The sequence below is a fragment of the Nocardioides sp. GCM10030259 genome, from assembly GCF_042666375.1.
Taxonomy (GTDB): Bacteria; Actinomycetota; Actinomycetes; order Propionibacteriales; family Nocardioidaceae; genus Nocardioides.
In genome coordinates, this window is sequence record NZ_JBHTDF010000026.1 from 231056 (window position 1) to 244807 (window position 13752).

Here is a 13752-nt window from a genome sequence, read left to right on the forward strand (position 1 = left end):
GACGCTATCGTCGCCCGCATGCAACCGCCCGTCGCCGACCGACGACCCACCCAGCGCGAGATCCACGGCCAGACCCGCACCGACGACTACGAGTGGTTGCGCGACAAGGAGTCGCCCGAGGTCACGGCGTACCTCGAGGCCGAGAACGCCTTCACGCAGGAGCGCACCGCCCACCTCGCCGACCTGCGGCAGGCGATCTTCGACGGCATCAAGGCGCGCACCCGCGAGACCGACCTGTCGGTCCCCACCCGCAACCGCGGCTACTGGTACTACGGGCGCTCCTTCGAGGGCCGGGAGTACGGCGCGAGCTGCCGGGTCCCGGTCACCGACCCCGACGACTGGACCCCGCCCAGGCCGGCCGCGGACACCGCCCCGGACCAGCCGGCGCTGCCCGGCGAGCAGGTGCTGCTCGACCTGGACGCGCTCGCCGAGGGCCACGACTTCTTCTCGCTCGGCGGGTCGTCGGTCAGCCCCGACGGCACCCGCCTCGCCTACTCGACCGACGTCGTTGGCGACGAGCGGTACACGATCCGGGTCAAGGAGCTGGCGACCGGCGAGCTGCTCGCCGACGAGATCACCGGCGTCCTCGGCGGGGCGACCTGGGACCGCGCCGGCGAGAGCTTCTACTACACGACCATCGACGAGTCGTGGCGCGCGGACAAGATCTGGCGCCACCGGCTCGGCACCGCGCAGGCCGACGACGAGCTGGTGCACCACGAGCTGGACGGGCGGTTCTGGGTCGGCGTCGGCCGCACCCGCAGCGACCGCTTCCTGGTGGTCGCGAGCGGCTCGAAGACGACGAGCGAGTACCGCTTCCTCGACGCCGACTCCCCCGACGCCGGCTGGCAGGTCTTCGCCGAGCGCCGTGAGGGGCTCGAGTACTCCCTCGACCACGCCGTCATCGCCGGCGAGGACGTCTTCCTGGTCATGCACAACCACACGGGCGCCGACTTCGAGCTGTCGACCGCGCCGGTGACGCCGACGCCGGCCGAGGACTGGCGCCCGCTGATCGCCCACGACCCCGCCGTGCGCCTCGAGGACGTCGACGCCTTCGCCGGCCACCTCGTCGTGCACCAGCGCAGCGACGGGCTCACCCAGCTGCGCATCCTCGAGCTCGGCGACAACGGCGTCGGCGACGACTACCTCGTCGAGTTCGACCACGCGGTCTACACCGTCGGGTCGGCCGGCAACCCCGGGTTCCGCCAGCCCGTCGTGCGCCTCGGCTACACGACGATGGCCGTGCCCTCGTCGGTCTACGACTACGACGTCCGCACCCGCGAGCTGACCCTGCTGCGGCGTACCCCCGTGCTCGGCGGCTACGACCCCGACGACTACGAGGAGCACCGCCTCTGGGCGACCGCCGACGACGGCGAGAGGATCCCGATCTCGATCGTCGCGAAGCGGGGCTCGCGCGAGGACGTCGGCGGCGGCACCCGCCCGGTGCCGGCCCTGCTCTACGGGTACGGCGCCTACGAGACCTCGATCGACCCCTACTTCTCGATCGCCCGGCTCGCGCTGCTCGACCGCGGCGCGGCGTTCGCGATCGCGCACGTGCGCGGCGGCGGCGAGATGGGGCGCCGGTGGTACGACGACGGCAAGATGCTCAGCAAGCAGCACACCTTCTCCGACTTCGTCGCCTGCGCGCGCCACCTCGTCGACGCGGGCTGGACCACCGCCGACACGCTGGTCGCCGAGGGCGGCAGCGCGGGCGGCCTGCTCATGGGCGCGGTCGCCAACCAGGCGCCCGAGCGGTTCGCGGGCGTCGTGGCGGCGGTGCCGTTCGTCGACGCGCTGACCACGATGCTGGACGCCACGCTGCCGCTCACGGTCACGGAGTACGACGAGTGGGGCAACCCCGAGGCCGACGCGGCGGTCTACGCCTACATGGCGTCCTACGCGCCGTACGACAACGTCGCCGCCGTCGACTACCCGCCGATCCTCGCCGAGACCTCCCTCAACGACACCCGGGTGCTCTACGTCGAGCCGGCGAAGTGGATCGCGCGGCTGCGCGCGACCGCCGTCGGCAGGCGCGACTTCCTGCTCCGCACCGAGATGGCGGCCGGCCACGGCGGCGTCTCGGGCCGCTACAAGTCGTGGCACGACCGGGCCTTCACGCTGGCCTGGATCCTCGACCGGATGGGCCTGGCCGGGGCGAAACCCTGAGGCTTCCCCTGAGAAGTCCCTGAGAGTACGCCGTCGAGGCAACTCTTCAAGCCTCCCGCACGTCGTCACGGGTGAAGGCTCCACGTTTGGCCCGGGAATCCCGTGGTCACCGTGGACGTTGTTGAGACGTGTGAGGGCGCAGTGACGCCGTCCACAACGGAAGGAGGGCGTTCCATGGCTACCCGAACTGCTCCGGCCACGCGCGAGATCGAGGGTCGTGACAGCGTTGGCCTCTACCTCGACGAGATCGCCCGCAACCCCTTGCTGGACGCCGCCGCCGAGGTCGAGCTCTCCAAGACGATCGAAGCCGGCCTGATGGCCGAGCACCTGCTCGCCGAGGGCCGCGTGGGCCGCAAGAAGGGCGGCGCGCCGATGTCGGCCTCCAAGGAGGAGCTCGAGTGGCTCGCCGAGGAGGGCCGCAAGGCCGTCGACACGTTCATCACGGCCAACCTGCGCCTCGTCGTGTCGATAGCACGCAAGTACGGCCGCGCCCAGATGCCCATGCTGGACCTGATCCAGGAGGGCAACACCGGCCTCATCCGTGCGGTCGAGAAGTTCGACTACACGAAGGGCTACAAGTTCTCGACGTACGCCACCTGGTGGGTGCGGCAGGCGATCACCCGCGGCATCGCCCAGCAGGCGCGCGTCGTCCGGCTCCCCGTGCACGTCGTCGAGGAGCTCAACCAGGTCGGCGGCGCCCGCCGCACCCTGGAGCGCCAGCTCGGCCGTGAGCCCGAGCCGCGCGAGATCGCCGAGGAGCTCGGCATGGACGTCGACCGCGTCCTCGACCTGATGTCGTGGGGCCGCGAGCACGTCTCGCTCGACTCCCCCGTCGACGAGGACGGCGACACCTCGCTGGGCGACCTGATGGCCCAGGAGACGTCTCCGGGTCCCGACCTGACCGTGCTCGACGTCGAGTCCCGCGACCGGCTCAACAGCCTCGTGGGCCAGCTCGACGACCGCGCGGCCGACATCATCCGGTCCCGCTACGGCCTCGTCGACGGCCGCCAGCACAAGCTCGCCGACATCGGCACCAAGCACGGCATCTCCGCCGAGCGGGTGCGCCAGCTCGAGCGCGAGGCGCTCCAGAAGCTGCGTCGTCTCGGCGACCCTGACCTGGCAGCCTGACACCCGGCCGCCAGCCGCTCGACCCGCCCGAAGCGCTCGGGCGGGTCGAGACCATTTCGGGGCGAGTCAGCGTCCCGTGAGCTCGGCGTAGACCTCCTCGACCCGCTTGCGCAGCTCCTCCCGCGACCCGGTGTTGACGACCAGGTGGGTCGCGATCGCCCGCCGCTGCTCCGGGGTGGCCTGGGCGGCGATCCGGGCCTCCGCGTCGTCGCGGGTCCACTGGCGGTCGCGGAGCATCCGCTCGACCTGCACCTCGGGCGGGACGTCGACGACGATCACCGCCTCGAAGCCGTCGGCACGCCCGGACTCGGCGAGCAGCGGGATGTCGTGCACGACCACCGCGTCCGGCGGGGCGGACGCCTCGAGCTCGGCGTACCTCTCGAACACGAGGGGGTGCACGATCCCCTCGAGGGCCTTCCGCTTCGCCTCGTCGGAGAAGACGATCTGCCCCAGCTTCGGGCGGTCCAGGTCGCCCTCGGGCGTGAGGATGTCCGGGCCGAAGGCCTCGACCACCTGCTCGAGGCCCGGCGTGCCCTTCTCCACGACCTCTCGCGCCAGCTTGTCGCCGTCGATGATCACGGCGCCCAGCTCGGCGAGCATCGCCGAGACCGTGCTCTTGCCCGAGGCGATGCCTCCGGTCAGTCCGACTCGCATGGCGTCAGGCTAGAGGGCTCCCCCAGCGCACTCGCACGGCACACCTCCGACCACGGCGTCGGCTCGAGCCCGAGCTCGCGGGCGATCGCGCTGGAGTCGAGGACGTACGGCCGGGTGAACTGGTACTCGGTCTCCCGCAGCTCGCGCAGGACGGGTACGACGGCGCCGCCCACGCCCAGCACCCAGCGCGGGAACGGCTTGACCGTGGCCGGCTCGCGACCGGCGGCCCGGCAGACGTCGGCGACCGCCTCGGCCTGGGTGCGCGGGGCGTTGGTCGGCGCGTGCCAGACCCGGCCCCACGCGCGCTGCGCCTGGGCGACGGTGGCGAGCGCGCGACCCATGTCGCGCACGTCGGTGAACGAGTGCGGCTGGTCGGTCCGACCCATCATGCGCACCGTCCTGCCGGCGAGCGCGGCCGCCGTGACGCGGGCGACGTGCCCGGTGGCGGGCGACACCCACGGGCCCATGTAGTCGGAGCCGCGCACCTCGACCGCGGCGATCCGTCCGGCCTCGTGGGCGGCCAGGGCGTCGGCCCACATCAGCGCCCGGATCCGGGCCTTCTTCGTCGTGGCCGCGTCGGGCATGCCCTCGACCATCGGTCCGTCGACCGGGCCGTAGCCGTAGAGGCACGACGCGATCACCAGCGTCGCGCCGGTGCGCTCGGCGGCGGCGAGGAACGCCGCCGCGACCGGCGGCCAGAACGTCGGCCACACCGTGTAGCTGGGCGGGTTCACGCAGCTGTAGAGCGCGACGGCGCCGGACGCGAGCTCGGCGAGCCGGTCGGCATCGGCCGCGTCGGCGGCCACGCGGCGTACGCCGGGGATCGCCGGGCCGGCACCCGAGCGGCTGACGAGCAGCACCTCGTGGCCCTCACCGGCGAGCTGGATCGCGGTGGCGCGGCCGACCGGGCCGGCGCCGACGATGACGTGCAGATCGGACATGGTTCCTCCTCGAAGACAAAAACGAGAGCACCGCTCTCTGTTTCTAACACTGGCACATCGCCGGCAGGAAAACAAGAGCACTGCTCTCGGAATGTGCGAGGATGCTCCCGTGTCCCCGACATCACGCGCCGAGAACCGCGCCGAGCAGACCCGCGCCATCCAGGCGACCGGCCGCCGCCACCTGGCCGAGGTCGGCCCGGCGGCGCTCTCCCTGCGCGCGATCGCCCGCGAGGTCGGGCTGGTCTCCTCGGCGGTCTACCGCTACTTCCCCAGCCGCGACGACCTGCTGACCGCGCTCATCGTCGAGTCGTACGACGAGCTGGGCGACGCGGTCGAGGCGGCCGACGAGGCCGTCGCCGACCGCGCGGACCTCGCCGGCCGGTTCCGGGCGGTCGTCCACGCGATCCACGACTGGGCGCGAGCGAACCCGCACGAGTACGCCCTGGTCTACGGCTCCCCCGTCCCCGGCTACGCGGCGCCCGACACGACCGTCACCTCGGCCGCCCGGGTCACCGGCGCCTTCCTCCGGCTGGCCGCCGAGTCCGAGGCTGCCGCGCTTCTCGTCGCCCCCACGCGCCCGCTCACCGACGCCGAGCAGGCGGCCCTCGGACCCGTGCGCGAGGTCGTCGGCACTCCCCTCTCCGACGCGCTGCTGCTGCGCTGGCTGATGGCGTGGAAGACGGTCTTCGGACACGTGTCGCTGGAGCTCTTCGGCCACATGCACCGCGGCGTCCTCGACTACGACGCCCACTTCGCCCAGGTCGTCGACCAGCTCTCGGCCGACCTGGGGCTCACCTGACTCGGGGGATGCCGCTGCGCCACCGTGCAGAAGAGACTCGAGCACACCCTCTCGGAAGGAGCACGCCGTGCGCGCCGTCGTGTTCGAGCAGTTCCAGACCTTCCCCTCGCTGACCGAGATTCCCCGCCCGACGCCCGGACCTGGCGAAGTGCTGCTGAAGATCGCGGGGGCGGGCGCCTGCCACTCCGACGTGGCGGTCTATCGCGAGTTCACCGCCGACGGGCCGGCGTCGATCCCGCCGCCCTTCGTGCTCGGCCACGAGAACTCCGGGTGGATCGAGGAGCTCGGCCCCGGTGTCACCGGGTTCGAGCAGGGCGAGGCCCACCTCGTCTACGGCCCGATCGGCTGCGGGCACTGCCGGGCGTGCTCGCGCGGGGAGGACACCTACTGCGAGAACGTCGAGTCGATGCCCTACCTCGCGGTCGGCCTCGGCCGTGACGGCGGCATGGCGGAGTACATGACCGTGCCCGCTCGCAACCTCGTCCCGCTCGGCGACGCCGACCCGGTCGACGCGGCTCCGCTCGCCGACGCCGCGCTCACGCCGTACCACGCGATCAAGCTCTCTCTGCCGCAGCTCGGCGGGGGCGGACGGCATGCGCTGGTGGTCGGACTCGGCGGGCTCGGCCAGATCGCCGTGCAGATCCTCACCGCGCTGACCGGCGCGACGGTCATCGCCACCGACATGAAGGAGGACGCGATGGAGCGGGCGCGGGCCAACGGCGCGATCACCGTGCCGGGCGGGCCGGACCAGGCCGCGCAGATCAGGGACCTGACCGGCGGCAAGGGCGTGGACGCGGCGTTCGACTTCGTCGGCGCGAGCGGGACCATCGCGGCAGCGCAGGGATCGATGGCCCGGCGCAGTCGGCTCACGGTCGTCGGCATCGCCAACGGCTCGGCGCAGTGGTCGTTCTTCACCAACCCGTACGAGTGCGAGCTGACCAACACCTACTGGGGCACGATCGAGGACCTGCACGAGGTCGTCGACATGTACCGCGCCGGCCAGATCCGTCCCGACGTCCAGCGGTTCACGATGGACCGCGCGCTCGACGCCTACGAGCTGCTCGAGTCCGGCGGCCTCTCGGGGCGTGCGGTGGTCACCCCGCACGCGTGACGCGCCCCCACTAGTGTCGGGGCCGTGACCCACCGCCTGCGCGAGGGCGACCGGGTGGCCCTGCTGGTGCCCGGCTCGTCGACGTACCTCGAGGTGGTGCTGGGACTCCTCGCCCGCGGCGTGGTGCCGATCCCGCTCGACCCACGCCTCACGGCGTACGAGCGCGAGCGGATCCTGGCCACGCTCGACCCGACGCTGGTCGTCACCGACGAGGCGGAGCTGGCCGGGCTGCCGCGCGAGCCGGGACTCCCCCGCGCCCGCCCGATGCACGTCACGAGCGGCACGACGGGCACCCCGAAGGGCGTGTGGAGCGGCGTCCTCGACGAGGACGAGGCCGCGGCTCTCGTCGCCGAGGAGCGCGACCTGTGGGGCTTCGCCGCCGACGACGTCAACCTCGTGCTCAGCCCGCTCTACCACTCAGCGCCGCTGCGCTTCGCCCTCGGTACGACGCTCTCCGGCGGGCGGGTCGTGGTGCCCGGCCCGTTCGACCCGGAGCGGGTGACGGCCACGATCGACGCCGAGCGGCCGACCACGATGTTCTGCGTGCCGGCGCACCTGCAGCGGCTGTTCGCCCACTGGGACCGGACTGATCGGCCCGACCTCTCGAGCTTCCGCCTGGTCGCGCACGCCGGGGCGCCCTGCCCGCCGGACCTCAAGCAACGCCTGATCGAGGCGTTCCCCGACGGGTCGACCTGGGAGTTCTACGGATCGACCGAGGGCCAGTTCACCGCGTGCCGCAGCGAGGAGTGGCTGGAGCGCCCGGGCACGGTCGGCCGGGCGCGCCCGGGCCGGTCGCTGCACACCGACCCCGACGGCACGATCTGGTGCGACGTGCCGGGGTACGCCCGTTTCGAGTACTACGGCGATCCCGAGAAGACCGCGGCGGCCTGGCGCGGGAGCAGCTTCACCGTCGGCGACCTGGGCCGGCTCGACGACGACGGCTACCTCTTCCTCGACGGCCGGCGCACCGACCTGATCATCAGTGGCGGCGTCAACGTCTACCCGCTCGAGGTCGAGAACGCGCTGCGCGAGCACCCCGACGTCGACGACATCGCTGTCTACGGCGTACCGGACGAGCGCTGGGGACAGCGGGTCTGCGCCGCCGTCGTCGGCACGGCCACCCCCGCGGACCTCGACGCCCTCGCCCGCGAGCGGCTGGCTCCCCCGAAGCGGCCGAAGGAGTACCACCGGCTCGACGAGCTGCCGCGCACGCTGACGGGCAAGGTGCGCCGCGACGTGCTCACGACTCCGCAGCGAAGACCATGACGTCGACGGGCGCGACGCTCACCGTGACCGCGTCGCCGACCGACAATGCGCCCGGGCCCGCCGCGCGCGGCACCCGGGCGACGATCTGGGCCGCTTCGCACTCGACCACGTAGCGGTTGCCGTCGCCGAGGAACACCGCGTCCCGGATCCGTCCTGCCCAGGCACCCGGCCGTGCCGGGCCGGCGTCACCCGCGCGCTCGAGGCACACCGACTCCACCCGGATGGCGACGTCGACCGGACCGTCCGGCGCCGTGCCCGGGCGCTCGGCGCGGAGCAGCCGGTGGCCGTCGTCCAGAACGCCGTCGCGGAGCGTCATGCGCAGGTGGTTGACCTCACCGAGGAACTGGGCGGCGAAGAGCGTCGCGGAGTGGTCGTACATCTGCCGCGGGCTCCCCTCCTGCACGATCCGGCCCTGGTCGAGCAGCACGATCCGGTCGGACATCGTGAGCGCCTCCGACCGGTCGTGGGTCACGCACACGGTCGCCATCCCGGTCAGCTCGTGGACCCGGCGCAGCTCCAGCTGCATCTCCTCGCGGAGCAGCCGGTCGAGCGCCGACAGCGGTTCGTCGAGCAGCAGGACGCTCGGGCGGAAGACGATCGCGCGGGCCAGGGCGACGCGCTGCTGCTGCCCGCCACTCAGCTGGTCCGGCCTGCGGTCCTCGTAGTCGCCCAGCCGCACCAGGGCGAGGGCCTCGCGCATCGCGGTCACGGCGTCGCCCTTCGACCATCCGCGCATCCGCAGCGGGTACAGGACGTTCTGGGCGACGTTCATGTTGGGGAAGAGCGCGTAGTTCTGGAAGACCATGCCGACGTTGCGCTTGTGCATCGGCGTCCCGCGCACGTCGCGCCCGGCGATCCGGACCTCGCCGTCGTCGGGCGTAGCGATGCCCGCCATGATCTGGAGGCAGGTGGTCTTGCCGCTCCCGCTCGGCCCGAGCAGCGTCACGAACTCGCCGTCCGCGACGGAGAACGAGACGTCGTCGAGCGCGCGGACCGATCCGTAGCGCTTGGTGGCGTGCTCGAGCGCGACGTACTCGGCGGGCTGGGCGGTGGTGGTCACGCTGGTTCCATTTCTGTGTCGGGCGGTTGCAGTCATCCGGGTGCTCACTGTCGGCCCGCCACGTCGGCGAGGTCGATCCGCGCGGACGCGCGCGACATCACGAGCGCCGCGATGGCGGCGGCCAGGAGCAGCAGGCCGATCAGCAGGCTGGCCACGACCGCGACCACCGAGCTGAGCGTGTCCTGCATCTGCGAGAACATCCGGAGCGGGACGGTCGTGTTGAGGCCGGCGACGAACAGCGGGAGCACCAGGTTGTCGAACGCGTTGAGGAAGGCGTACAGCCCGCCGACGACGAGACCGGGCAGCGCCATCGGCACGACGATCCGCCACAGGGTCCGCGCCCTCGAGGCGCCGCTCATCCGGGAGGCGTACTCGAGGTTGAGGTCGATGTTCCGTACGACGGCGGCGACGATGACCGCGGCGAGACTGATCGCCGTCACGGCCTGCCCGATGACCACACCGTGCGCGGTTCCGGCGATGCCGGCGCGGTTGGCGAAGACGTAGTAGCTCAGCGCCGGAACGATCTCGGGCAGAGCGAGGGGGAACACCAGGATGGCCAGGCCCACCACGAGGGTGCGACCGCCGCTGCGCACGAGGCCGTACGCCGCGAGCCCGCCGAGCACGAGTGCGATCGCGGCGTCGACGCCGGCGTACACGAGCGATCGCGACATCGACTCCGTCCAGAGAGGGTCGGCGAAGAACCGCGAGTAGCCGTCCAGGGTCAGCGTCGACGGCGGGAACGAGAGCCGGTTGGCCGGACCGAAGGAGAAGACGATCACGACCAGCTCGGGCACCACGAGGAACGCCAGGACCAGGTACGCCGTCGCTCGCGCCGCCACAGACCACACGCCGTCCGGCACGGCCTCGAGGACCGGGTGGAGGACCCTCGACGCAACCCGCTGGCGTGCCGGGTAGGGGTCTCGACGGAGCCCCGAGAGGCGACGCCCGAGCCGCAGCAGGACCAGCGGGAGGAGGCCCACGACGAGCATCGTGACGGTCATGGCGCCTGCCAGAGGCCAGTTCAGCGAGACGGTCGCCTGGTCGGCGACCACCTGCGCGAACAGCAGGCCGTTGGTGGCCCCGAGCGCCACCGGGATGACGTAGGCGCCCAGCGCGAGCACGTAGACCAGGAGCGCCCCGGTCGCCACGCCTGGCATCGACAGCGGCAGGAAGACCGTGGCGAAGACGCGCACCCGGGAGGCACCCAGCGACCGGGCGGTGACCTCGTGCCCCGCGGGGATGCGGGACATGGTCGCCCACATCGTGAGGATCGCGATCGGCATCAGGACGTGCACGAGGCCGATCAGCGCTCCGACGAGGCTGTGCCCGAGCTGGTGCGGCTCGTCGAAGATGCCGACGGCCACGAAGACCCGGTTGACCGGACCCTTCAGTCCCAGGAGTGCCGACCAGGCGAACACCCTGACCAGGACGGAGGTGAGGTACGGCAGCACCACGAGCGCGCCGAGCACGAGCTTCGTGCGGCCGCTGGCCCGGTGCAGGAGCGCCGCGAGCGGGTACCCGAGGACGACGCACAGCGCCATCACTGCGGCGGCCGAGAGCACGGTGCGGACGAGCACGTCACCGAAGTAGCTGCTCTCGAGGATCTGCCGGTACTGGTCGAGCGTGAAGGACTCCCCGACCCGGACGCTTCCCCAGGCGAAGTTCAGGAGGGGGTACGCCGCGAACACGAGGACGAAGGCGATGCCCGGCAGGGCGAGCAGGGCGGGGTTGGCGAGGACCGAGCCCCGCCAACCCCGCGAGCCGGCGAGCAGTGTCACGAGGCGCGCCACTCGTTCCAGCGGCTCAGCACCTCGTCGAGGTTGCTGGTGCCCTCGTCGTTCTCCGCGGTGTAGTAGTCGTAGTCGAGCAGGGTGCCCTGGTTCTCGCGGTTGGCGAACGGGGCCCACTTGAGGTCAGCGGGGTCGATGAGGTCGTAGACCGGCTGGGAGGGCAGGACGGTCCCGTAGTTGGTCAGGTCGGCGTACTTCGCCTGGACCTCGGGATCGCTGAACCAGTCGAGGAACGGCTGGCCCGCCGTCGGGCCGTGGGGGCCCTTCTCCATCAGCGCCGTGAGACCGCGGGCGATCGGTGAGTGCGGGAAGAGGGTCACCTCGAGGTCGGCTCCGTCCTTGACCGCGCCCAGCGACGCCGGCGAGTAGCTGAATGTCATCGTGGTGTTGCCGTCGATCACATCCTGCAGCGCCTTGGGCGCGGCGTCCCAGAGGGTGATCGAGTCCTTGATGGTGTCGAGCTTCGCGAACGCCCGGTCGAGGTCGAGCGGGTAGAGGTCCTCAGGTGCCACACCGTCGGCGAGGAGCGCGATCTCGATGTTGATCGGCACGCCGAACCCGCCCGACTGGAGGCCGCGGTAGCCCGGGTACTTCTCGAGGTCGAAGAAGTCCTCCCACGACGTCGGCGGGTTGTCCGCGAACTCCTTGCTGTAGGCCGTCACCGCGGTGATGTCCTGGTTCACCAGGTAGTTCTCGTGGACCAGGTCGCCTTCCTCGAGCGCCGCCAGGCCCTCGGGATCGAACTCCGAGGTGTCGATCGGCGCGTACACGCCGTCGGTGTCGGTCAGCGGGAAGACGTCGCCGGGGATGCCCACGGCGATGTCGAAGTCGGCGTTGCCGGACTGCTGGGCCAGGCGCATCTTCGGCCCGTAGTCGGTGTCGCTGAACTCGATCGTCTTGACCTCGAGGCCGCTCTCCTTCTCGAAGTCTGCGACGAGGGTCTCGACGGCGGCGCCGTTGACGCCCGCGCCCCGGGCGAGGGTGATCGCCTCGTCGCCCTCGGCGCCGGAGTCGTCGGATCCGCACGCGGCCAGGGTGGCGACGAGAGGCAGGACGACCAAGGCGCTCGTGAGGCGCCAGCCACGGTGATTCACAACGTCCAACTTTCTATAGTTACTTAACTCGACCCGTATTATGCATATAGCCGACGGCGGAGGTCCGCAACGACCCGAGACGCGCGCGTCGGCACCACCGACCACCGAGCAGAGGAGCCTCCGTGCCCGCACGCCCCGACCGACGCCCCAACATCGTGATCGTCCTCGTGGACGACATGGGCTTCTCCGACATCGGGTGCTACGGAGGTGAGATCCGGACCCCGAACATCGACGCACTCGCAGAGTCAGGAGTGCGGATGACGCAGTTCTACAACACCGCCCGCTGCAGCCCCTCGCGCGCGTCGCTGATGACGGGCCTGCACCCGCACCAGACCGGGATCGGCATACTCAACTACGACGACTCACCCGAGGGGTACCCGGGCACGCTCAACGACCGGAACCTCACCATCGCGGAGGTCCTGGGCACCGTCGGGTATCGCAGCTACCTCTCGGGCAAGTGGCACATGTCCGGCGACATCCACCAGGTGTGCGAGAGCTGGCCCACGCGACGCGGGTTCGACGGGTTCTACGGCACGCTGGAGGGAGCCGGGAGCTTCTTCCGCCCGCGCACCCTCACGAGGGACGAGACCAACGTCGAGGACGAGGCGGCCGCCGACCCGGACTTCTACTACACGGACGCGATCACCGACGAGGCCGTCGGGTTCCTGCGCTCCCATCGGGCCGAGCGCCCCGAGCAGCCGTTCTTCCTCTACACGGCCTACACCGCACCCCATTGGCCGCTTCACGCGCGACCGGAGGACATCGCGACGTACGACGGCCGCTTCGCCGCCGGCTGGGACACCCTGCGCGAGGAGCGCCTGCGGCGGCTGGTCGAGTCCGGGATCATCTCGCCCGACTGGCCGCTCTCGGACCGCGATCCCCGCGTCCCCGCCTGGGAGGAGGTCGAGGACAAGGAGTGGGAGTCCCACCGGATGGCGGTGTACGCCGCGCAGGTCGACCGCATGGACCAGGGCGTCGGACGGATCGTCGAGGAGCTCAAGAGCCAGGGTCTCTTCGACGACACGCTGTTCCTCTTCCTCTCCGACAACGGTGGCTGCGCCGAGGAGATGCCCATCGAGACCGCGCAGGAGTTCGTGACCACCTACGTCAGCTTCGACGCCGTCACCAAGGACGGGCGCGAGGTGCGGCCGGGCAACGACCCGGGCATCCGGACCGGCGGGGAGGACAGCTACGCCACGTATGGCCGGTCGTGGGCGAACCTGTCGAACACGCCGTTCCGGGAGTACAAGCACTGGATCCACGAGGGCGGCATCGCGACGCCGCTCGTGGTCTCCTGGCCGAACGGGCTCGGCTCCGAGCCCCGCCTCCGACACCAGCCGCACCAGCTGACCGACATCATGGCCACGATCGTCGAGGTCACCGGCGCCGACTACGACACGTCGTACCGCGGACGCAGCGTGCTCCCCCTCGAGGGAGAGAGCATGCTGGCGACCTTCGAGAGCGACGCCCGTCGCGACGACCGACTGCTCTACTGGGAGCACGAGGGCAACAGCGGGGTGCGCCGCGGCCGGTGGAAGCTGGTCCGCAAGCACGATCGTGCCTGGGAGCTCTACGATCTCTCGGCCGACCGCACCGAGCTCGACGACCTGGCATCCGCCCACCCCGAGCTCGTGGCCGAGCTGTCTACGGCCTACGAGTCCTGGGCGAGGCGGTGCGGCGTCATCCCCCGTGAAGTCGTGCTCGACCTCTACGAGCGGCGGGGCGCGGGTCTCCCGTCCGAGTAGG

General features: G+C 71.5%; 11 protein-coding genes. 6 read left to right on the forward strand and 5 right to left on the reverse strand.

Features of this window, described 5'->3' with window-relative positions:
- The first annotated feature begins 18 nt into the window (after positions 1 to 18).
- Both ACFQQI_RS24735 and ACFQQI_RS24740 read left to right on the forward strand, forming a co-directional pair.
- Positions 19 to 2163: a S9 family peptidase gene (locus ACFQQI_RS24735; RefSeq protein WP_378569281.1), complete on the forward strand. Its 2145-nt coding sequence runs from the start codon at positions 19 to 21 to the stop codon at positions 2161 to 2163.
- A 174-nt stretch (positions 2164 to 2337) separates the two neighbouring features.
- On the forward strand, positions 2338 to 3291 hold the full coding sequence (locus ACFQQI_RS24740) for an RNA polymerase sigma factor RpoD/SigA (protein WP_378569282.1): 954 nt from the start codon (positions 2338 to 2340) through the stop codon (positions 3289 to 3291).
- 66 nt (positions 3292 to 3357) lie between these two features.
- On the opposite strand, the gene coaE is transcribed toward ACFQQI_RS24740, so the two are convergent.
- Positions 3358 to 3945: a dephospho-CoA kinase gene (coaE, locus tag ACFQQI_RS24745; RefSeq protein WP_378569283.1), complete on the reverse strand. Its 588-nt coding sequence runs from the start codon at positions 3943 to 3945 to the stop codon at positions 3358 to 3360.
- Positions 3930 to 4886, reverse strand: a complete 957-nt coding sequence (locus ACFQQI_RS24750; RefSeq protein ID WP_378569284.1) for an NAD-dependent epimerase/dehydratase family protein — start codon at positions 4884 to 4886, stop codon at positions 3930 to 3932. The genes coaE and ACFQQI_RS24750 overlap by 16 nt, the downstream gene beginning before the upstream one ends.
- A gap of 109 nt (positions 4887 to 4995) precedes the next feature.
- On the opposite strand from ACFQQI_RS24750, the gene ACFQQI_RS24755 reads away from it, so the two are divergent.
- From ACFQQI_RS24755 to ACFQQI_RS24765, 3 genes are all read left to right on the forward strand, one after another.
- Positions 4996 to 5685, forward strand: coding sequence for a TetR/AcrR family transcriptional regulator (locus ACFQQI_RS24755; protein WP_378569285.1), 690 nt, complete (start codon positions 4996 to 4998; stop codon positions 5683 to 5685).
- 67 nt (positions 5686 to 5752) lie between these two features.
- Positions 5753 to 6796 carry an NAD(P)-dependent alcohol dehydrogenase gene (locus tag ACFQQI_RS24760; RefSeq protein WP_378569286.1) on the forward strand — a complete coding sequence of 348 codons (1044 nt, stop codon included), beginning with the start codon at positions 5753 to 5755 and terminating at the stop codon, positions 6794 to 6796.
- Positions 6797 to 6820: 24 nt separating this feature from the next.
- Entirely contained in the window at positions 6821 to 8062 is a 1242-nt protein-coding gene (locus ACFQQI_RS24765) for a class I adenylate-forming enzyme family protein (RefSeq protein ID WP_378569287.1), read from the forward strand.
- On the opposite strand, the gene ACFQQI_RS24770 is transcribed toward ACFQQI_RS24765, so the two are convergent.
- Genes ACFQQI_RS24770 through ACFQQI_RS24780 form a run of 3 tightly spaced genes read right to left on the reverse strand, consistent with a single transcriptional unit; the run spans position 8037 to position 11973 of the window.
- Complete coding sequence (locus ACFQQI_RS24770) at positions 8037 to 9122, reverse strand: ABC transporter ATP-binding protein (RefSeq protein WP_378569288.1); 1086 nt, start codon at positions 9120 to 9122, stop codon at positions 8037 to 8039. The two genes, ACFQQI_RS24765 and ACFQQI_RS24770, sit on opposite strands and share 26 nt — an antisense overlap.
- A 44-nt stretch (positions 9123 to 9166) precedes the next feature.
- The gene (locus tag ACFQQI_RS24775; RefSeq protein ID WP_378569289.1) at positions 9167 to 10900 is read right to left on the reverse strand and encodes an ABC transporter permease subunit; all 1734 of its coding nucleotides are present in this window, start codon (positions 10898 to 10900) and stop codon (positions 9167 to 9169) included.
- Positions 10897 to 11973 (reverse strand): extracellular solute-binding protein, encoded by a 1077-nt coding sequence (locus ACFQQI_RS24780; protein ID WP_378569290.1) that lies wholly within the window; start codon positions 11971 to 11973, stop codon positions 10897 to 10899. The genes ACFQQI_RS24775 and ACFQQI_RS24780 overlap by 4 nt, the downstream gene beginning before the upstream one ends.
- A gap of 155 nt (positions 11974 to 12128) precedes the next feature.
- Here ACFQQI_RS24780 and ACFQQI_RS24785 point away from each other — a divergent pair, with 155 nt between their 5' ends.
- Positions 12129 to 13751 (forward strand): arylsulfatase, encoded by a 1623-nt coding sequence (locus ACFQQI_RS24785; protein WP_378569291.1) that lies wholly within the window; start codon positions 12129 to 12131, stop codon positions 13749 to 13751.
- The last annotated feature ends 1 nt before the right edge of the window (position 13752 follow it).

Bases quoted from the DNA above. Each gene is read 5' to 3' on its own strand.
- ACFQQI_RS24735 (WP_378569281.1), top strand. From the start codon at position 19: ATGCAACCGCCCGTCGCCGACCGACGACCCACCCAGCGCGAGATCCAC.
- ACFQQI_RS24740 (WP_378569282.1), top strand. From the start codon at position 2,338: ATGGCTACCCGAACTGCTCCGGCCACGCGCGAGATCGAGGGTCGTGAC.
- coaE (WP_378569283.1), bottom strand. From the start codon at position 3,945: ATGCGAGTCGGACTGACCGGAGGCATCGCCTCGGGCAAGAGCACGGTC.
- ACFQQI_RS24750 (WP_378569284.1), bottom strand. From the start codon at position 4,886: ATGTCCGATCTGCACGTCATCGTCGGCGCCGGCCCGGTCGGCCGCGCC.